Here is an 18415-nt window from a genome sequence, read left to right on the forward strand (position 1 = left end):
GGGCGCCGGCACGCGCCCCGACGCAGGGCCTTCGCCCTTCCCCGTCACCCCCGGCCAGCGCGGCTTCCTGCTCGCCGAAGCGCCGTCGAGCAGGCCCTCGCCCGCTGGCGGGAGATCACCGACCAGCAGTGGGCCAGATTCGCCGCGGGCGAGACGGACTGGATCGGGCAGCGCCGGGACCGGGTCAGGGTCTTCCTGGGGGAGACGCTGACGGACGCCGAGTCCGACGCCTGGTTCCACCGGTACATCGCCCACTACGAGACGGCCTGGGCGCTGTTCCCGGACGTGCTGCCCGCCCTGGACACGCTCGCGGCCAGCCACCGGCACGCCGTGCTGTCCAACTCCAGCCTCCAGGTCCAGGACCGCAAGCTCCGCGTCCTCGGCGTGCACGACCGCTTCGAGTCGGTGCTCTGCGCGGCCGAACTGGGCGTCTCCAAGCCCGCGGCCGAGGCGTTCCACGCGGCCTGCGAAGCGCTGGAACTGCCGCCCCACGAGGTCGCGTACGTAGGGGACCACCCGGAGATCGACGGGCAGGGCGCTGCCGACGCCGGGCTCTTCTCGGTCTGGATCGACCGCACGGGCGTGAGCGCGGTCACGGCCGAGGCCGGGGACACCGCGCCGGACCGGCCGACGGATCGGTTCGTCGGCCTGCGCCGCATCGTCTCGCTGGGCGAACTTCCCGCGATCCTCCGGCCCGATACCCGTTTTGGAGCGCCGTCCACCTTCAGGTAATGTTCTTCCTGCGCCGCCGGACAGCGGGCCGAAAGGCCGGACATCGGAGGCGCACACTAAAACAAGATCCCCGACGGGGGTTGTGTTTCAGTGGCCTATGGTGTAATTGGCAGCACGACGGTTTCTGGTTCCGTTAGTCTAGGTTCGAGTCCTGGTAGGCCAGCTCGCAGAGCTCATCTGCACATGCGGAGACCAGCTCCGTGAGGCCCCCGTTGTGTAGCGGCCTAGCACGCCGCCCTCTCAAGGCGGTAGCGCCGGTTCGAATCCGGTCGGGGGTACAGATCCTTCCCAGGGGGACAGTTCGGGTCGCACCCGCTGACCCTCATGCAGGATCGCTAGGGCCCCCGTTGTGTAGCGGCCTAGCACGCCGCCCTCTCAAGGCGGTAGCGCCGGTTCGAATCCGGTCGGGGGTACTCACGGTGGTATAGACCACCTTTGGGCTATGGTGTAATTGGCAACACGACGGTTTCTGGTTCCGTTGTTCTAGGTTCGAGTCCTGGTAGCCCAGCTGGACCACTTGTGGTCCGCGCCCCCGTTGTGTAGCGGCCTAGCACGCCGCCCTCTCAAGGCGGTAGCGCCGGTTCGAATCCGGTCGGGGGTACATGAACGAAGAAGCCCTCCCCAACAGGGGAGGGCTTTTCTGTGTCGAGCTGCGGGACAACGTCAACTGCCGCCGGTCGCTGCGGCGTTGAAGCGACCGGCAGGGTGAAGTCGGTGCCGCTGGTCAGCCCGTGCGGCGCAGCGCCTCCGAGAGGCGCGCGGCCGCGTCGATGACCGCCTGGGCGTGCATCCGGCCCGGGTGGCGGGAGAGGCGTTCGATCGGTCCGGAGACCGAGACGGCGGCCACCACGCGGTTCGAGGGTCCGCGCACCGGCGCGGAGACGGACGCGACACCCGGCTCGCGCTCGCCGATGGACTGGGCCCAGCCCCTGCGTCGTACGCCCGACAGGGCCGTCGCGGTGAAGCGGGCGCCCTGGAGTCCGCGGTGCAGGCGCTCCGGCTCCTCCCAGGCCATCAGGATCTGGGCCGAGGAGCCGGCTTTCATGGTGAGCGTCGAGCCGACCGGGACCGTGTCCCGCAGGCCGGACAGGCGCTCGGCCGCGGCGACGCAGATACGCATGTCGCCCTGGCGGCGGTAGAGCTGCGCGCTCTCGCCGGTGAGATCGCGGAGGTGGGTGAGCACCGGGCCCGCCGTCGCCAGCAGGCGGTCCTCGCCCGCGGCCGCGGCCAGCTCGGCCAGCCGAGGGCCGAGAATGAAACGGCCCTGCATGTCACGCGCCACCATCCGGTGGTGTTCAAGTGCCACGGCGAGGCGATGTGCCGTGGGCCGTGCCAGTCCGGTCGCCGCGACCAGGCCCGCGAGGGTGGCCGGACCGGACTCCAGAGCGCTCAGGACAAGGGCTGCCTTGTCCAGAACGCCGACGCCGCTACTGTTGTCCATGAAACGATACTCGCGTCTCACTCTGTGAAACGCAAGTTCAATTTTCGGTGGAACGCGCCACCCTGGTATACACAGCGGCCCGCGGACCAACGGGCCCGGCGGAAGGCGTCCGGTACATGGGGTATGGACGTGCCGCCTCGGAAATCTCTAGTTGGGCCGGCGCCACACAGGCCGGCCGGAGGGAAAGCGATGGGTAGGACACTCGCGGAGAAGGTCTGGGACGACCATGTCGTCCGGCGCGCGGAGGGCGAGCCCGACCTTCTCTTCATCGATCTGCACCTGCTGCACGAGGTGACCAGCCCCCAGGCCTTCGACGGCCTCCGCAAGGCGGGGCGCCCCGTGCGCCGTCTCGACCTCACCATCGCGACCGAGGATCACAACACCCCGACCCTCGACATCGACAAGCCCATCGCGGACCCGGTCTCCCGGGTCCAGCTGGAGACGCTGCGCAAGAACTGCGCCGACTTCGGCGTGCGCCTGCACTCGCTGGGCGATGTCGAGCAGGGCGTCGTCCACGTCGTGGGGCCGCAGCTGGGCCTGACCCAGCCCGGCGCCACCGTCGTGTGCGGTGACTCCCACACCTCCACGCACGGCGCCTTCGGCGCGCTGGCGTTCGGCATCGGCACCTCGCAGGTCGAGCACGTGCTGGCCACCCAGACGCTGCCGCTGGCCCGCCCCAAGACCATGGCCATCACCATCGACGGCGAACTTCCCGACGATGTCACGGCCAAGGACCTGATCCTCGCCATCATCACGAAGATCGGCACCGGCGGCGGCCAGGGCTACATCCTGGAGTACCGCGGCTCGGCCATCGAGAAACTCTCGATGGAGGCCCGGATGACCATCTGCAACATGTCCATCGAGGCCGGCGCCCGTGCGGGCATGATCGCCCCCGACGAGACCACCTTCGCCTACCTCAAGGGCCGCGCCCACGCCCCCGAGGGCGAGGACTGGGACGCCGCCGTCGCGTACTGGAAGACCCTGAAGTCGGACGAGGACGCGGAATTCGACGAGGAGGTCGTCATCGACGCCGCCTCCCTCGCGCCGTTCGTCACCTGGGGCACCAACCCCGGCCAGGGAGCGCCGCTTTCGGCGGCCGTCCCCGATCCTGCTTCGTACGAGGACGCTTCGGAGCGCCACGCCGCCGAAAAGGCCCTGGAATACATGGGGTTGACCGCCGGACAGCCGCTGCGCGACATCAAGGTCGACACCGTCTTCGTAGGTTCGTGCACCAACGGCCGTATCGAGGACCTGCGTGCCGCGGCCGCGATCGTCGGGGGCCGCAAAGTCGCCGACGGCGTACGGATGCTGGTGGTCCCCGGCTCCGCGCGGGTCGGTCTGCAGGCCGTCTCCGAGGGCCTGGACCTGGTCTTCAAGGAGGCCGGCGCCGAATGGCGGCACGCGGGCTGCTCGATGTGTCTGGGCATGAACCCCGACCAGCTGGCCCCCGGTGAGCGCTCCGCGTCCACCTCCAACCGCAACTTCGAGGGCAGGCAGGGCAAGGGCGGCCGTACGCACCTGGTCTCGCCGCAGGTCGCCGCCGCCACCGCCGTGCTGGGCCATCTGGCCTCCCCGGCGGACCTGTCCGACGCCGACGCCCGTACGCCCGCTGGAGTCTGATCAGTCATGGAAGCATTCACCACGCACACCGGCCGGGCCGTCCCGCTGCGCCGCAGCAACGTCGACACGGACCAGATCATCCCCGCCCACTGGCTCAAGAAGGTGACCAGGGACGGCTTCGAGGACGGGCTGTTCGAGGCCTGGCGCAAGGACCCCTCCTTCGTCCTCAACCGGCCCGAGCGCGAGGGCGCCACGGTCCTGGTCGCCGGTCCCGACTTCGGTACGGGCTCCTCTCGCGAGCACGCCGTGTGGGCCCTGCAGAACTACGGCTTCAAGGCCGTCATCTCGTCCCGCTTCGCCGACATCTTCCGCGGCAACTCGCTCAAGAACGGCCTGCTCACGGTGATTGTGGAGCAGAAGATCGTGGACGCGCTGTGGGAGCTCACCGAGAAGGACCCGGGGGCCGAGATCACGGTCGACCTGGAGGCCCGTGAGCTGCGCGCCGAGGGCATCACGGCCGCCTTCGAGCTCGACGAGAACGCCCGCTGGCGGCTGCTGAACGGGCTGGACGACATCTCCATCACCCTCCAGAACGAGGCGGACATCTCGGCGTACGAGGCCAAGCGGCCCTCGCACAAGCCGCGGACCGTCCAGGTCTGATCCGGCCCGCAGTCCGCAAGGCTGATTCCAGCCATCGCAACAGGCCTCTGTACCCCCAATCGTGGACGGTTGGGGGTACATCTGTGTGCGCCTTCGGAAGACCTGTTCAGGCCCTCGTGATTGGCCTCAACTGCCCTTGTTTCAAGGGGGCTTGATGGGGTAGCCGAGCAGCGGCAGAGCCTTGTGGGAAGGTGCGCGGGAGGCCCTCGGGAGGCGGTAGTTACCCCCTGCGCAGGCGACAACTCGCCCCAGATGGCACAATCTGTGCATGGAACACGACGGCCAACTCGAGCTCTATACGGCAGTCGCGTCCCAACTCAAGGAAGCGCACGCAAGGGTGCGCGCACTGCAAGTCCCGGAGGGCGTACGGATGGCGCTGACCCGGAAGCTGCTGGTCATTACGGCCGTGGCCAAACACGATCTCGCCGATGCGACAAGGCGTCTGGAGCGGTTCACCACGGACCTCGACGAGGGCCGATTCCCCGAAGAGGACCGCTGAGGAACTCAACACCAGCCCGAGTTCGTTGCGGCACAAGGGTGATTAGCCCGTTTCGTGTTTGATTTGCGGTATATATCTGCCTAACGTGCGAAAAAGCTTGAACACTTTCGTTCTGGCAATGTCTCCGAAGGGGAAGACGTGAACAAGGCGCAGCTCGTAGAAGCGATTGCGGACAAGGTCGGCGGGCGTCAGCAGGCCGCCGACGCGGTCGACGCAGTACTGGACGCCATCGTCCGTGCAACTGTGGCCGGAGAGCGAGTCTCGGTCACCGGCTTCGGTTCCTTCGAAAAGGTGGACCGTCCGGCCCGCTACGCGCGCAACCCGCAGACCGGGGAGCGCGTCCGGGTCAAGAAGACCTCCGTGCCGCGTTTCCGCGCGGGCCAGGGTTTCAAGGACCTGGTGAGCGGCTCGAAGAAGCTCCCGAAGAACGACGTCGCGGTCAAGAAGGCGCCCAAGGGCAGCCTGTCCGGCGGTGCTTCCGCCACGGTCAGGAAGGCCGCGGCCAAGAAGGTGACCACCGCCAAGAGGGCGACGGCGGCGAAGAAGGCCACGCCGGCGAAGAAGGCGCCCGCGAAGAAGACCACGGCGACCGCCAAGAAGACCACCGCCACGGCCAAGAAGACGACCGCCAAGAAGACCACGGCGACCGCCAAGAAGACCACGGCCAAGAAGACCACCGCCAAGAAGGCGGCGGCCAAGAAGACGCCGGCGAACAAGGCGGTGGCCAAGAAGGCCCCGGCCAAGAAGTCGACGGCTCGCAAGACCACCGCCAAGAAGACCACCGCCCGCCGGTAGTCACGGGCGCTGGGACACTCACGCGCCGGGCCGGGCTCCCTCTGGGGAGCCCGGCCCGCGGCGCGTTCGGAGGGGTCCGCGGCTTCGGAGGGCGCGCGACAGGGCTTACGGCAGAGGGCTGGCTGCGGCAGGGCCGCGGCAGCTTCGGCCTCAGAAGGTCTGCAGCGTGATGAGCGTGATGCGCCGGGCTTCGTTCCCGCCCTTGCTCTCGCCCTCGGCCTCACCTTCGCCCTCGACCTCGATCCGCACCCGCTGCCCCGGGCGCAGCAGCCGGAGCCCGCCCTTGTCGAACGCCGGGGCGTCGAAGGGCACCGGGGTGCCGTCGTCGAGCAGCACCTGGCCGCTGCGGGTCTCGGGGTCGTACGTGTACGCGGTCGCCTGCATGGCGCAAGCGTAGGCGCTCCGCTCGGGGCGGTACGGACTCAGGGGTGCCCCGTAAGGGGCGCGGGGAACTGCGCGACCAGCCCCCACCGGGCCGCGCCCGCGGCGGAGCCGCACGTAGATACAGCAGCAGCGTCCTTCCAGCGGAGCGCTCAGGCCGCCTTCAGGCGCTCCACCGCCGCCGCCGTACGCGGGCCCACGCCCAGGGAGAGGGCCGCTCGCAGGTCGGCGCCGGTGTCCACGTCCTGGCGTACGGAATCCACCGAGGCCAAGAGGAGTTCGGTGGCTCCGGACGCGCGATGGCGGGCTCGGGAACCGGTGCCGAATGCGGGGAGCAATTCACGGTCGGCGGAGGCGGCCAGAAGAGTTGTGCCGATTCCGGCGGCGTCCGGGAGGAAAGCGCGGGGGAATTCGGCGGCCGTGTCGAGGACGCGGGCCAATTCCAGGGGGCGCAGCGCGGGCAGATCGGCGTTCAGGGCCGCCAGCGGGCTTTGGGGGCTTCTGGCGCGTACCACCGTCGCCGCATGCGCCAGAGCGGCGTTCAGGCCGCCTTCCGGCTCGTCCGGGACGATCCGGGCGCCCAGCGCGGCCAGCTCCCGCCCGGCCAGTACGTCGCCCGTGACGACCGCCACATCCCCGACCGCGGGGCAGGCCAGCGCGGCGGCCACGGTGTCCTGCGCGAAGGCGAGGGCGAGGCCGGGGCGCAGACCGTCGGCCGCCGTGTCCGCGAGCCTGCTCTTCGCCCGCGACAGGGCTTTCAGGGGTATGACCAAGGTCCACTGCACGAGCGCTCCGTCCCTCCCTTGTCGCGCCCATTGTGACCTGGGCACCGGAGTGGGCATGTCGTCGGGGCGTACGGTGTTCTCGACAGACAGTCGGCCCGGGGCGACACTTGTGCGGCACCCCAGGCCCTGGAGGAAGGTGTCCGCGTGTCCCGCCGCAGAATCGGCTTCTGGTACCGCTTCTCAGCGGTCCTGTGCAAACCGCCGCTGGTGGTTCTGATCAAGCGGGACTGGCGTGGAATGGAGAACATTCCGGCCGAGGGCGGATTTATCACCGCGGTGAACCACAATTCTCACGTGGACCCGTTCGCGTACGGACACTTTCAGTACAACACCGGCCGGGTTCCGCGATTCCTCGCCAAGAGCGGGCTTTTCAGCAAGGGTTTCGTGGGGGCGGCGATGCGTGGGACCGGCCAGATCCCGGTGTACCGCGAGAGCACCGACGCCCTGAGCGCCTACCGGGCGGCGATCGACGCCGTGGAGCGCGGGGAATGCGTCGCGTTCTATCCCGAGGCCACCCTCACCCGCGATCCCGACCAGTGGCCGATGACCGGCAAGACGGGTGCCGCACGGGTCGCCCTGCAGACCAAGTGCCCGGTGATTCCGGTGGCTCAGTGGGGCGCCAACCTGCTGCTGCCCCCGTACGCCACGAAGCCCGACATCTTTCCGCGCAAGACGCACCACGTGCTCGCGGGCCCGCCCGTGGACCTCTCGCGCTTCTACGACAAGGAGATGACCCCCGAACTCCTGAAGGAGGCCACCGAGGTCATCATGGCCGCGATCACCGAGCAGCTGGAGGTGATCCGCGGCGAGAAGGCGCCCACGACGCGGTACGACCCGCGCCAGGTACGCGTCGAACAGCGGCGCATGACGCGGTCCCAGGAAAAGCGGGCGAGGGCGGAGCGGGAGAACGCGGCGCGGGAAATCGCGACGCGGGAGAAAGTGGCGCGGGAAACGGTGGCGCGGGAAACAGTGGCACTGGAAAAGGCAGAGCAGGAAGAGGGGCACGGCAAGTGACGACATCCGGCAAGCCTGTCAAGGCGGCCGTCTTCGGGACCGGGTCGTGGGGCACGGCCTTCGGCATGGTGCTCGCCGACGCCGGGTGCGACGTGACGCTGTGGGGACGGCGGGCCGAACTCGCCGAAGCGGTCAACTCGACGCGTACCAACCCCGATTACCTGCCGGGCATCGAGCTGCCGGTGAACGTACGGGCCACCACGGACGCCGCCGAGGCCGCGCGCGACGCCGACTTCACGGTGCTCGCCGTGCCCTCGCAGACCCTGCGCGGCAACCTCGCCGAATGGACCCCGCTGCTCGCCCCGGACACCGTTCTCGTCTCCCTCATGAAGGGCGTCGAGCTCGGCTCCGCGATGCGGATGAGCGAGGTCGTCGAGGACGTCGCGAAGGTCGGTGCCGACCGGATCGCCGTGGTCACAGGACCCAACCTGGCCCGTGAGATCGCGGCCCGGATGCCGGCCGCCGCCGTGGTCGCGTGCAGCGACGAAGCGGTGGCCCGGCGCCTCCAGGCCGCCTGCCACACGCCGTACTTCCGCCCGTACACCAACACCGACGTGGTGGGCTGCGAACTCGGCGGCGCCGTCAAGAACGTCATCGGTCTCGCCGTCGGCATCGCGGACGGCATGGGACTCGGCGACAACGCCAAGGGGTCCCTGATCACACGGGGGTTGGCGGAGACGACCCGGCTCGGGCTCGTGATGGGCGCCGACCCGCTGACCTTCGCCGGGCTCGCGGGCCTGGGCGACCTGGTGGCGACCTGCTCCTCGCCGCTCTCCCGCAACCACACCTTCGGCACCAACCTGGGCAAGGGCATGACCCTCCAGGAGACCATCGCGGTCACCAGGCAGACCGCCGAGGGCGTCAAGTCCTGTGAGTCCGTACTGGACTTGGCGCGCCGGCACGGTGTCGACATGCCCATCACCGAGACGGTCGTCGGCATCGTCCACGAGGGCAAGCCGCCGGTCGTCGCCCTCAAGGAGCTGATGTCGCGCAGCGCCAAGCCCGAACGGCACTGAGTGACCCCGCCGGGGGCCGCTGTATCAGGGCACTACCAACGGGTACTCTCAACGCGATATGAGCACTGAGAACCTTCCCCAGAGCCCTGAGCAGCCGCCTCGCAAGCCGCGCGTGGCCGTCGTCTTCGGCGGGCGCAGCTCCGAACACGGGATCTCCATGGTCACCGCCGGAGCGGTCCTGCGGGCCATCGACCGGACCAAGTACGACGTCCTGCCGATCGGAATCACCCGGGAAGGCCGCTGGGTGCTCACCGCCGACGACCCGGAGCGGATGGCGATCACCGAGCGCCGTACGCCCGATGTCGAGGAACTCGTGGAGTCGGACGCGGGCGGCGTGATCATGTCCGTCGACCCCGCCAACCGCGAAGTCGTCTACAGCGAGCCCGGTTCGGTCCCCAAGGCGCTCGGCGAGGTCGACGTCGTCTTCCCGATGCTGCACGGCCCGTACGGCGAGGACGGCACCCTCCAGGGCCTCTTGGAGCTCTCCGGTGTCCCGTACGTCGGTTCCGGTGTGCTCGCCTCGGCCGTCGGCCAGGACAAGGAGTACATGAAGCGGGTGTTCACCTCCTTCGGGCTGCCCGTCGGCCCGTACGTGGTGATCCGCCCCCGCGAATGGGAGCTCGACGAGTCCGCGGCCCGCAAGAAGATCATCGACTTCGCGGGCGAGCACGGCTGGCCGCTCTTCGTGAAGCCCGCGCGCGCGGGGTCGTCGATCGGCATCACCAAGGTCGACGACCTGGGCGGCCTCGACGAGGCGATCGCGGCGGCCCAGCACCACGACCCGAAGATCCTCGTGGAGGCGCTGCTGCGGGGCCGCGAGATCGAGTGCGGGGTCCTGGAGTTCGAGGACGGGCCGCGGGCCTCCGTGCCGGCCGAGATCCCGCCGGTGCAGTCGCACGCGTACTACGACTTCGAGGCGAAGTACATCGACTCGACCCCCGGCCTCGTCCCCGCCCCGCTGACGCCCGAGCAGACCGCCGAGGTCCGGCGGCTCGCCGTCGAGGCCTTCGACGCCGCGTCCTGCGAGGGTCTGGTCCGCGCGGACTTCTTCCTCACCGAGGACGGCGAGTTCGTGATCAACGAGATCAACACGATGCCCGGCTTCACCCCCATCTCCATGTACCCGAAGATGTGGGAGGCGACCGGCGTCCCGTACCCGGAACTGGTCGACCGCCTGATCCAGGCGGCACTGCGCAGGCCGACGGGGTTGCGCTAAAACGCGCCCTTGTGGGGGCGCCCCGTAGGGGCGCGAGGAACTGCGCGACCAGCCACAACGAACCCGCAGCCAACGACCAACCGCAGTCTTCTCAGTCGGCGATCCCCTCGGGGATCGCCGACTTGATGGCCCCGGCCAGGTCGACCAGAACGGTGGACGTGTCCGGCCCCTTGTCCACGGTCACCTCGACGTACGCAAGACGCGACGCACTGGTGAACCGATACGCCCCACCGCCCCGCTCCTCCATCAGCCAGTCGACACCGTTCACCCCACCGGCGACCGCATCCGCGTCACCGCCCTCGGCGACCTTCGGGTCGATCATCTTCGGCGGCCGCTCGACACCGCAGCGCAGTATGATCGCCGGGCTTCCCCAGCCCGCGGTCAGTGTCGACCGGGGCTCGGGATCCTTCCGGTCGAGGCCGTCCACTTCTCGCGGCAGCCGCTTGTCCAGGTTCTGGCACAGCTCGGTGACCTTCGTGTCCGGACTGGGAACCGCGGTCGATGTGGTGTCGTCTGCCGAGGAGCAGCCCGTGGCCGCGATCAGTAGGACGAGGGCGGGCAGCCCGACGTAGGAGGAGTGCCGGTGACGGGAGAAGTTCACCGGCCAAGGGTAGACGGGGGCTACAGGTGCACGACCGGGCAGGTCAGGGTACGCGTGATGCCGTCCACTTGCTGGACCTTCGCGACCACCATGCGGCCGAGGTCGTCCACCGTGTCGGCTTGGGCCCGCACGATCACGTCGTATGGTCCTGTCACGTCCTCGGCCTGGATCACCCCAGCAATCTTGCTGATCGTCTCGGCGACGGTCGACGCTTTGCCGACCTCCGTCTGGATCAGGATGTACGCCTGTACCACGGAACCTCCAGGTCGGCCACGAGGATCATGTGGGGAAAAGGAACGCCACGGTATCGCGTCGCCGCTCGCCGCGGGGAGACCCGGGGGGCCTGGGGCTTGCGCGCCGGGGTGCATGGACCGCACAAGTTGACGGTCGACTCGACCGTACCCAGGTCGGGGGCGGCTCGCGACCGGGCAGATGTAGGAACAGAAGGGGACGTACGACGATGAAGGGCACCGTGGGCGAGTTGGGGGAGTTCGGGCTCATCAAGGAGCTCACCTCACGGCTCACCACCACCCCGGCGGTTCGCGTCGGGCCGGGCGACGACGCCGCCGTGGTGGCCGCGCCCGACCGCAGGGTCGTGGCGAGCACCGACATCCTCCTGGAGGGGCGGCACTTCCGCCGGGACTGGTCCACGGCGTACGACGTGGGGCGCAAGGCGGCCGCGCAGAACCTCGCGGACATCGCCGCCATGGGCGCCGTACCGACCGCGTTGCTGCTCGGCCTGGTCGTGCCGGCCGAGCTGCCCGCGACCTGGCCGTCCGAGCTGATGGACGGCATCCGGGACGAGTGCCAGGTCGCCGGCGCGGCCGTGGTGGGCGGCGATGTCGTACGCGGCGACACGATCACCGTGGCGATCACCGCGCTCGGCGATCTGCGCAACCACGAGCCGGTGGTCAGGTCCGGTGCCCAGCCCGGCGATGTCGTCGCCGTGACGGGCTGGCTGGGCTGGTCCGCGGCAGGGCACGCCGTGCTCTCCCGCGGCTTCCGCTCGCCGCGCGCCTTCGTCGAGGCCCACCGGCGCCCGGAACCGCCGTACCACGCGGGCCCCGCGGCCGCCGGGCTCGGCGCGACCTCGATGACGGACGTCAGCGACGGACTGATCGCCGACCTCGGGCACATCGCCGAGGCCAGCAAGGTGCGGATCGACATCCGCTCCGGCGCCGTCGACATCCCCACGCAGATGAACGACATCGGGCAGGCCGTCGGCGTCGACCCGATCCAGTGGGTGCTCACCGGCGGCGAGGACCACGCGATCGTCGCGACCTTCCCGCCGGACGTGAAGCTGCCCGCCCGCTGGAAGGTGATCGGAGAGGTCCTCAACCCGTCGGCGCTGCCGCAGGTCACGGTCGACGGGGCGCCGTGGACCAGCAAGGGCGGCTGGGACCACTTCGCGGACATCGAGTCATGAGTGGCGGGAGCGGCAGGAGCGCCGGGAGTGCTCCGCCCCGGGTGCTGACGGTGGCCGGCTCCGACTCCGGGGGCGGTGCCGGTGTCCAGGCCGATCTGAAGACGATGCTCGCGCTCGGTGTGCACGGCATGAGCGTGCTCACCGCCGTCACCGCGCAGAACTCCCTGGGCGTGCAAGGCGCCTGGGAACTGCCGGTGGAGGCGGTGCGCGCCCAGTACCGCAGCGTGGTCGACGACATCGGAGTGGACGCGGTCAAGACCGGCATGCTCGCCTCGGCCGAACTCGTCGAGGCCGTCGCCGAGTTGATCGGCGCCACGGACGCGCCCGCCGTCGTCGACCCGGTCGGCGTCTCGAAGCACGGCGACTCGCTGCTGGCCGCGTCCGCGCTGGATTCCGTACGGACGAAACTGCTGCCCGTCGCGACCGTGGCCACCCCGAACCTGGACGAGGTCGCCCAGCTCACGGGGGTGCGCGTCGAGTCCGAGGACGGGATGCGGCGGGCGGCGGCGGCCATGCTGGCGTACGGCCCGACGTGGGTGCTGATCAAGGGCGGCCATCTCCGTGGTGACGCCGTCGACTACCTGACGGACGGCTCCGCCGAGCACTGGCTGCGCGCACCCCGGCTCGACAACCGGCACACGCACGGCACGGGGTGCACCCTCGCGAGCGCGATCGCCTCGGGACTCGCGCGGGGGGCGACGGTGCCGGACGCGACCGCGGCGGCGAAGGAGTACGTCACCGGGGCGATCGCGGGCGGCTTCGCGCTCGGGGGCGGGATCGGGCCGGTGGATCACGGGTGGCGCTTCGGGACGAGTGACGCGTAAGCGATTGCGTAAGCGCTTACGCATGACATGCGTGCCCTGTATCCAGTGCCCTACGTCCAGTGCTCTACATACCGTGCCCCGCGCCCGCGCACAGCAAAAAGCCGGTCCACCGAGGTGGACCGGCTTTGAGCAGCGAACCAGCAGTGGCCGCGCGTCGGCTGAGCGTCAGCGCGAAACCTTGCCGGCCTTGATGCACGAGGTGCAAGCGTTCACGCGCTTCGGTGTCCCGCCCATCACGGTACGGACGCGCTGGATGTTCGGGTTCCAGCGACGGGACGTACGGCGGTGAGAGTGCGAGATGCTGTTGCCGAAGCTCGGCCCCTTGCCACAGACGTCGCAGTTGGCAGCCACGGGTCACTCCAAAGACTTCAGATGCTCTTACGGTGGATCCCGGCATGCCGGGATCAAGATCTAGGATCTGAGTGGCGGTGCCAGGGAGAAGGCCCGATCGGATCGGGCAACCGGAGCAGCATACAACGACTGCGTCCGTACAACGAAACTACCATGGTCGGCCGGGGTCCCCGCCCCGGCCCTCTTCCGGCGGGAACCCGACCGGGGTCTACGCTGCGTCCCACGTTCCGGCTGCTCAAGGAGGCGCAGGTGCCGCAGGTGCCGCACACGTTGGACGCTCTCGCGGTGCGCGCCTGGTGCGAACTCGCGCTGGAGGCCCTCGGCCGTGCGCGCGAGGAGATCGACGCGATCAACGTCTATCCCGTGGCGGACGGCGACACCGGCACCAATCTGTACCTGACCGTGGAGTCGGCGGCCGCGGCGGTCGAGGCGGTCTTCGCGGGGCATGCCGCCGTCTCCGGTGGGTCGACAGCCGTCAGCGGGCCGACGGCATCTGTCGGGCAGGGAGCTTCCGGTGGGCAGGCGGCCGAGCGGCCCGTGCTCGCCGACGCGATGCGCGCGATGGCGCACGGCGCGCTCATCGGGGCCCGTGGGAACTCCGGGACGATCCTGGCGCAGCTCCTGAGGGGCATGGCCCAGGTGCTCGCCGCCGACAGCGACACCACGCACGCCGACGGGCAGGGCCTGCGGCTCGCCCTGCGGCACGCCGCGGACGCGGCCCGGCAGGCCGTCGCGCACCCGGTCGAAGGCACGGTCCTCACGGTGGCCTCGGCCGCCGCCGACGCGGCCTCCGGCGCCGAGGGCGACTGCGGGGTGGTCGCGCGGGCGGCGTACGAGGGGGCGCGGGCGGCGCTCGCGGCGACTCCGGGGCAGCTGGCGGTCCTGGAGCGGGCCGGTGTGGTCGACGCGGGCGGACGCGGACTCGTGGCCGTACTGGCGGCGCTGGTGGAGACGTTCACGGGCGAGGCACCCGCCGCCGGGGCGGTGCCGGTTCTCGCGGGGCACGCGCGCGTGGGGGCGTATTCGGACGCCAAGGCACCGCACGCGCGCGTGGACGCCGGTGTGACGGAGTTGCCCGGTGACCTGAGTGGCACAGGCGGTTCGGCGGACGTGGGGGAGTGTGCGGACGATGTCCCGGCTCCGGAAGAGGGTGGGCCCGCCTTCGAGGTGATCTACCTCCTGGAGGCGCCGGACGCGGCCGTGGCGCGGCTGCGGGACCGGCTCGACGCGCTCGGTGACTCGCTCGTCGTGGTCGGCGGGGACGGGCTGTGGAACGTCCATGTGCACGTCGACGACGCCGGCGCCGCCGTGGAGGCGGGTGTCGAGGCCGGGCGGCCGTACCGGATCCGGATCACGCACTTCGGGCTGGGCGACGCACACACGGCGGGCGCCGCCGGACGCCAGGTCCGGGAGCGGGTGGAGCGCGCGGTCGTGGCCGTGGTCCCCGGAGAGGGCCTGGCGGGCCTGTACGCCGAGGCCGGGGCCACCATCGTCCTCGCACGTCCCGGGGAGCCGCCCGCGAGCGGAGAGCTCGTCGAGGCGGTCCGGCGTGCGCACGCGCGCGAGGTGGTGCTGCTGCCCAACGACGCCGAGCTGCGCCACACCGCGGCCGCGGCGGCCGAGCAGGCCCGCGTCGAGGGGGTCAGGGTCGCGCTGATCCCCACGCGCTCCGCGGTCCAGGGGATCGCCGCGCTCGCCGTGCACGAACCCGACCGGCGTTTCGACGAGGACGTCGTCGCGATGACCTCGGCCGCCGGAGCGACCCGGTACGCCGAACTCGTGGTCGCGGAACGCCAGTCCTGGACCATGGCCGGCATCTGCCAGGCCGGCGACATCCTCGGTCTCATCGAGGGCGACGTGGCCGTGATCGGCTCCGATGTCACGGCCACGGCCGAAACGGTTCTGAATCGCATGCTCGCGGCGGGCGGCGAGATGGTCACCCTGGTCCTGGGCGACGACGCCCCCGACACGATCGCCGGCCACCTGGAATCCCGGGTCCGCGAGTCGTACCTGGCCGTGGACACGGTGGTGTACCGGGGCGGACGCCAGGGGGCTCTGCTGCTGATCGGCGTGGAGTGAGGTGGAGTGAGCGGGACAGGAGCCGCCTCCCATCCCGCCCGGGGCGCTACTCCCCGCCTCCGGTGACCCGCGCCAGCCGCTCCGCCTCCGCCCGCCGAGCCACCACCGTCTCGTCGGTCTCGTTGGCGTCCTCGGGCTCGGCGTAGGCGGCGAGCACCACGCGCGCGCGTGCCGCGGCCGCCTCGGGTCGCTCCAGGTCCGCTTCCAGCCAGCCGGCGGCGAGCTCGGCGCCCGTACGGCTGTGGAGACCGCTCCCGCCGAGGGACGCGAAGACCGCGGCGGCCTGTGCGATCTGGGCGAGCGCCTCCTCGAAGACGGCGCGTATCGAGGCGTCGTCGGCGTCGTCGGCCACGGAGCGGGCGATCAGATCACCGAACTGCCGGTGCGTCTGGCCGAGTTCGGAGACGAGCTGCTCCCGTTCGTCGTCGTCCTCCGGCATCGCGGTCTCGCACTCGTGAAGCGCCGCCGCCATCAACTCCCGGGCCGCGTCGAGCCCGGCGCCCTCGTCGCGCACCGCGACCCACGCACGGGCCCGTAGAGCGCGGATCAGCCCATGGGCGTTGCCGAGGGAGCGCCACAGGTCACCGGCGCGCTCGTAGGCCTGCTCCGCCTCGGCGAGCAGTCCCGCGTTGCCGAGGGCCTCCGCGGCGAGATGGGCGAGCATCGCGTGGTCGCGCTGGTCGGGCCAGTGCCGGGCGATCTCGGCGGCCTGGAGCCAGCGTCCGGCGGCCTCCCGGTGCTCCCCGAGCTCGGTGAGGCAGTCGCCGAGCCACCACTGGGTCTGCACGAGCGCACCGTCGCCGTGCGTCTGTGCGCTCAGCTCCGGCAGGGCCGATTCCAGGACCTCCGCGGCCTCCGCCCAGCGCCCCTGACGCAGCAGGAAGCCGCCGAGCTGATGCCGTGCCCAGGCACCGAGCGTGGGCCCCTCGCCACCTTCGTCGGCCCAGTGGGCCGCCTCCAGGGCGTGGTCCGCCGCGGGCCCGAACCGCCCAGTGGCGCCCAGGATTTCGGCCAGCTGAAGGTGCAGCTGGGCATGGCCGGCCGCCTCCAGGAAGGGTGCGCCGTGCTCCAGCGCGGCCCGGGCCGCCCGCTCGGCCGCCTCGGCGTCGCCCAGGTGGCGTGCGATCCCGGTGAGCCGGGCCTCGTACTCCACCGCGAACCACGGCAGCCCGGCCGCGACGAACGCCTCCGCGGCCCGGGCGAGCAGCCCCGCGGCCGTCTCCGCGTCTCCGGAGTGTGCCGCGACCTCCCCGAGCATGGCCTGCGCCTCCGCGGCCCTGGAGGCCACCAGGAGGTCGTCCGAGGCGTCCGGCGCGGTGCGGGGCGCAGTGAGGGCCAGCAGCTCCCGCGCGGCGCTCTCCGCGGCGGCGAGGGCCTCGGAGCCGGTTCCCGCCCCGCCTCCTGAAGAGTCGGCTTGGCCCTCCGCCGCCTCACGCACCCGCTGCAACAGAATCCGTGCCCGTCCCACCAGCACGGAAGCCGTCTGCTGAACCCCGGTCCCGCCTTCGGCGAAGAGGGCGAGCACCTGGTCGTACGGCTCCGCGACCGCGGCGAGCGCCTCGTCGGTCCGGCCGGAGAGGGCCAGTACGTACGCTCCACGCGCGCGTGCCGCCAGGGCTTCTCCCGGGTCGCCCGCCTCGGCGTACAACTCGGCGGCGCGCGCGAACAGTTCCACGCCCTCCGGTCCGCGGCCCATCGCCTCGTGGTCGGCCATCTCCGCGCGGTCGCGCACGGCCAGTTCCCCGTCCCCGGCCGCCCGGGCGACCGCGGCCCACGCCGCCACGGACTCCGGATGCAGGGAGTCCGAGAGCCGGTGCGCCTCGGCGAGCAGCGCGGCCAGGTCCGGCTCGGCGGCGGCAGACGCCGCGGAGGCGGGTGGCGTGGGCGGGGGCTTCACGGGAGCGGTCACGGTCCGTGCGGCCCGTACGCCCAGCGGCAGCCGCTCCACCAGGGGCCGCTGGTCCATGCGCTGCCGGACGCGCCCGCTCACGTACGCCGTGCCGTTGCGCTCGTCGAAGCGCGCGGCCAGCGAAAGGGCCTCCACGCGCGCGTGGGCGGCGAGTCCGTCCGCCGTCCAGGTGCCGCCGGCCGGTCCTGGCACCGGCTGCGAGCCGAGGCCGAGCGTGGTCAGCCGGTCCATCAGCAGGGCGACCACGGCCAGGAAGTCCATCCGGCTGCGCGGCTCCCCGGCGTCCGTGAAGTACGCGGGGCGCTCCGCCAGCAGCTCGAGGGCGCGCGCCTCGTTGCCGGTGAGCGCGCAGAACTCCACGTGGTCCGCGTACGCGCCGCGCATGCTCTCCATGGGGCGTACGAGCCGGAAACCGCGCAGATGGTGGGCGCGGGCCTCGTCCAGGCGCCCGAGGCGCAACAAGGGCAGCAGCGAGGACGCGAGGGCCGCGTGCGGCTCGTGGGCGCACGTGTACTCGCCCTCCAGGACGGGCCGCCACACCTCCAGCGCCTCGGTGTCCGCCCGCCGCTCGGCCTGCCACCAGCCCTGGTCGTGCAGCTCGCAGGCGTGGCAGTCGGCCATGCTGTCCCGGTCCGCGGCGAGCCACGCGGCGTACGCGCGCTCGGCCCGCTCCAGGTCCCCGATGTGCCGGGCCACGGTGAACTCGGCGCTGCGCACGGCCCGTTCGGAGTGCCCGGCGAGCCGGTAGCGGTGCTCCATCTCGCCGAGCCACTTCTCGATGGAGGCGAGCGGGATGTGCGGCTGGCCGAGCATGCCCGAGGACATCCACTTGAAGACCCAGTGCAGGGAATGGGTCTCGTACTCGTCGAAGTCCTCGGGGCGTTCGTCCCACATGCGCAGCAGGCGCGCGAAGGGGACGAACATCTTGTCCTTCTCGGAGCTGTAGTTGTAGACCTTCAGCTGGTGGCCGAGAGCTTCGATCACGGCGAGTGGGATGTTCAGCTTTTCGGCCTCGGCGAGCAGCTGCTCCGCGCGCGCGTTGCGGGCGGGGCCCTCCGGCTGCTCGTAGTTCTCCTGCATCGCCCGGCGCAGCGCCTCGAAGTCCATGTCCATATCCCTATCCATG

At 71.1% G+C, this 18415-nt stretch carries 18 protein-coding genes and 5 tRNA genes; 16 read left to right on the plus strand and 7 right to left on the minus strand.

Annotated elements, in window-relative coordinates:
• From AB0I18_RS37205 to AB0I18_RS37230, 6 genes are all read left to right on the plus strand, one after another.
• Positions 1-732, plus strand: a 732-nt coding sequence (locus tag AB0I18_RS37205; protein WP_363110121.1) for an HAD family hydrolase, incomplete at its 5' end; no start/stop codon positions are given.
• A gap of 91 nt (positions 733-823) precedes the next feature.
• A tRNA-Gln gene (locus AB0I18_RS37210) sits at positions 824-895 on the plus strand.
• A gap of 42 nt (positions 896-937) precedes the next feature.
• A tRNA-Glu gene (locus AB0I18_RS37215) sits at positions 938-1010 on the plus strand.
• 62 nt (positions 1011-1072) lie between these two features.
• Positions 1073-1145: transfer RNA gene (locus AB0I18_RS37220), tRNA-Glu, on the plus strand.
• Positions 1146-1168: 23 nt separating this feature from the next.
• Positions 1169-1240: transfer RNA gene (locus AB0I18_RS37225), tRNA-Gln, on the plus strand.
• Positions 1241-1260: 20 nt separating this feature from the next.
• Positions 1261-1333, plus strand: a tRNA-Glu gene (locus tag AB0I18_RS37230).
• Between the two features lie 123 nt (positions 1334-1456).
• Here AB0I18_RS37230 and ndgR read toward each other — a convergent pair.
• Positions 1457-2173 carry an IclR family transcriptional regulator NdgR gene (gene ndgR / locus AB0I18_RS37235; RefSeq protein ID WP_363110122.1) on the minus strand — a complete coding sequence of 239 codons (717 nt, stop codon included), beginning with the start codon at positions 2171-2173 and terminating at the stop codon, positions 1457-1459.
• A 189-nt stretch (positions 2174-2362) separates the two neighbouring features.
• On the opposite strand from ndgR, the gene leuC reads away from it, so the two are divergent.
• The 4 genes from leuC (at position 2363) to AB0I18_RS37255 (ending at position 5687) form a co-directional block, all read left to right on the plus strand.
• Complete coding sequence (gene leuC / locus AB0I18_RS37240) at positions 2363-3793, plus strand: 3-isopropylmalate dehydratase large subunit (RefSeq protein ID WP_363110123.1); 1431 nt, start codon at positions 2363-2365, stop codon at positions 3791-3793.
• A 6-nt stretch (positions 3794-3799) separates the two neighbouring features.
• Entirely contained in the window at positions 3800-4393 is a 594-nt protein-coding gene (gene leuD, locus AB0I18_RS37245; RefSeq protein ID WP_363110124.1) for a 3-isopropylmalate dehydratase small subunit, read from the plus strand.
• Positions 4394-4661: 268 nt separating this feature from the next.
• Positions 4662-4892: a hypothetical protein gene (locus AB0I18_RS37250; protein WP_363110125.1), complete on the plus strand. Its 231-nt coding sequence runs from the start codon at positions 4662-4664 to the stop codon at positions 4890-4892.
• A 138-nt stretch (positions 4893-5030) separates the two neighbouring features.
• A complete protein-coding gene (locus tag AB0I18_RS37255; protein WP_363110126.1) occupies positions 5031-5687 on the plus strand; it encodes an HU family DNA-binding protein in 657 nt (218 codons plus the stop codon).
• 150 nt (positions 5688-5837) lie between these two features.
• Here AB0I18_RS37255 and AB0I18_RS37260 read toward each other — a convergent pair whose 3' ends face one another.
• Together AB0I18_RS37260 and cofC are read right to left on the minus strand one after the other, a co-directional pair.
• Complete coding sequence (locus AB0I18_RS37260; RefSeq protein ID WP_363110127.1) at positions 5838-6071, minus strand: hypothetical protein; 234 nt, start codon at positions 6069-6071, stop codon at positions 5838-5840.
• Positions 6072-6220: 149 nt separating this feature from the next.
• The gene (gene cofC / locus AB0I18_RS37265; RefSeq protein ID WP_363110128.1) at positions 6221-6853 is read right to left on the minus strand and encodes a 2-phospho-L-lactate guanylyltransferase; all 633 of its coding nucleotides are present in this window, start codon (positions 6851-6853) and stop codon (positions 6221-6223) included.
• A gap of 144 nt (positions 6854-6997) precedes the next feature.
• Between cofC and AB0I18_RS37270 the strand changes: the two genes are divergently transcribed.
• From AB0I18_RS37270 to AB0I18_RS37280, 3 genes are read left to right on the plus strand one after another with little or no spacing between them, the layout of a single operon-like run.
• Positions 6998-7867 carry a lysophospholipid acyltransferase family protein gene (locus tag AB0I18_RS37270; RefSeq protein WP_363110129.1) on the plus strand — a complete coding sequence of 290 codons (870 nt, stop codon included), beginning with the start codon at positions 6998-7000 and terminating at the stop codon, positions 7865-7867.
• Positions 7864-8883, plus strand: coding sequence for an NAD(P)H-dependent glycerol-3-phosphate dehydrogenase (locus AB0I18_RS37275; protein WP_363110130.1), 1020 nt, complete (start codon positions 7864-7866; stop codon positions 8881-8883). The genes AB0I18_RS37270 and AB0I18_RS37275 overlap by 4 nt, the downstream gene beginning before the upstream one ends.
• Before the next feature lie 58 nt (positions 8884-8941).
• Positions 8942-10099, plus strand: coding sequence for a D-alanine--D-alanine ligase family protein (locus AB0I18_RS37280; protein WP_363110131.1), 1158 nt, complete (start codon positions 8942-8944; stop codon positions 10097-10099).
• A 91-nt stretch (positions 10100-10190) separates the two neighbouring features.
• Here the strand turns inward: AB0I18_RS37280 and AB0I18_RS37285 are convergent, their stop codons facing one another.
• Together AB0I18_RS37285 and AB0I18_RS37290 are read right to left on the minus strand one after the other, a co-directional pair.
• Positions 10191-10700: a DUF3515 domain-containing protein gene (locus AB0I18_RS37285; RefSeq protein ID WP_363110132.1), complete on the minus strand. Its 510-nt coding sequence runs from the start codon at positions 10698-10700 to the stop codon at positions 10191-10193.
• Positions 10701-10720: 20 nt separating this feature from the next.
• Positions 10721-10954: an Lrp/AsnC ligand binding domain-containing protein gene (locus AB0I18_RS37290; RefSeq protein ID WP_363110133.1), complete on the minus strand. Its 234-nt coding sequence runs from the start codon at positions 10952-10954 to the stop codon at positions 10721-10723.
• Between the two features lie 206 nt (positions 10955-11160).
• Between AB0I18_RS37290 and AB0I18_RS37295 the strand changes: the two genes are divergently transcribed.
• Together AB0I18_RS37295 and thiD are read left to right on the plus strand one after the other, a co-directional pair.
• Positions 11161-12126: a thiamine-phosphate kinase gene (locus tag AB0I18_RS37295; protein ID WP_363110134.1), complete on the plus strand. Its 966-nt coding sequence runs from the start codon at positions 11161-11163 to the stop codon at positions 12124-12126.
• Positions 12123-12950, plus strand: a complete 828-nt coding sequence (gene thiD, locus AB0I18_RS37300) for a bifunctional hydroxymethylpyrimidine kinase/phosphomethylpyrimidine kinase (protein WP_363110135.1) — start codon at positions 12123-12125, stop codon at positions 12948-12950. Before AB0I18_RS37295 ends, thiD begins: the two co-directional genes overlap by 4 nt.
• A gap of 165 nt (positions 12951-13115) precedes the next feature.
• Here the strand turns inward: thiD and rpmB are convergent, their stop codons facing one another.
• Positions 13116-13301: a 50S ribosomal protein L28 gene (rpmB, locus tag AB0I18_RS37305; RefSeq protein ID WP_363110136.1), complete on the minus strand. Its 186-nt coding sequence runs from the start codon at positions 13299-13301 to the stop codon at positions 13116-13118.
• Positions 13302-13550: 249 nt separating this feature from the next.
• On the opposite strand from rpmB, the gene AB0I18_RS37310 reads away from it, so the two are divergent.
• A complete protein-coding gene (locus AB0I18_RS37310) occupies positions 13551-15380 on the plus strand; it encodes a DAK2 domain-containing protein (protein ID WP_363110137.1) in 1830 nt (609 codons plus the stop codon).
• A gap of 46 nt (positions 15381-15426) precedes the next feature.
• On the opposite strand, the gene AB0I18_RS37315 is transcribed toward AB0I18_RS37310, so the two are convergent.
• Positions 15427-18402, minus strand: a complete 2976-nt coding sequence (locus AB0I18_RS37315) for a tetratricopeptide repeat protein (protein ID WP_363110138.1) — start codon at positions 18400-18402, stop codon at positions 15427-15429.
• Positions 18403-18415 lie beyond the last annotated feature (13 nt).

The organism is Streptomyces sp. NPDC050704 (genome assembly GCF_040654355.1).
Classification (GTDB): Bacteria; Actinomycetota; Actinomycetes; order Streptomycetales; family Streptomycetaceae; genus Streptomyces.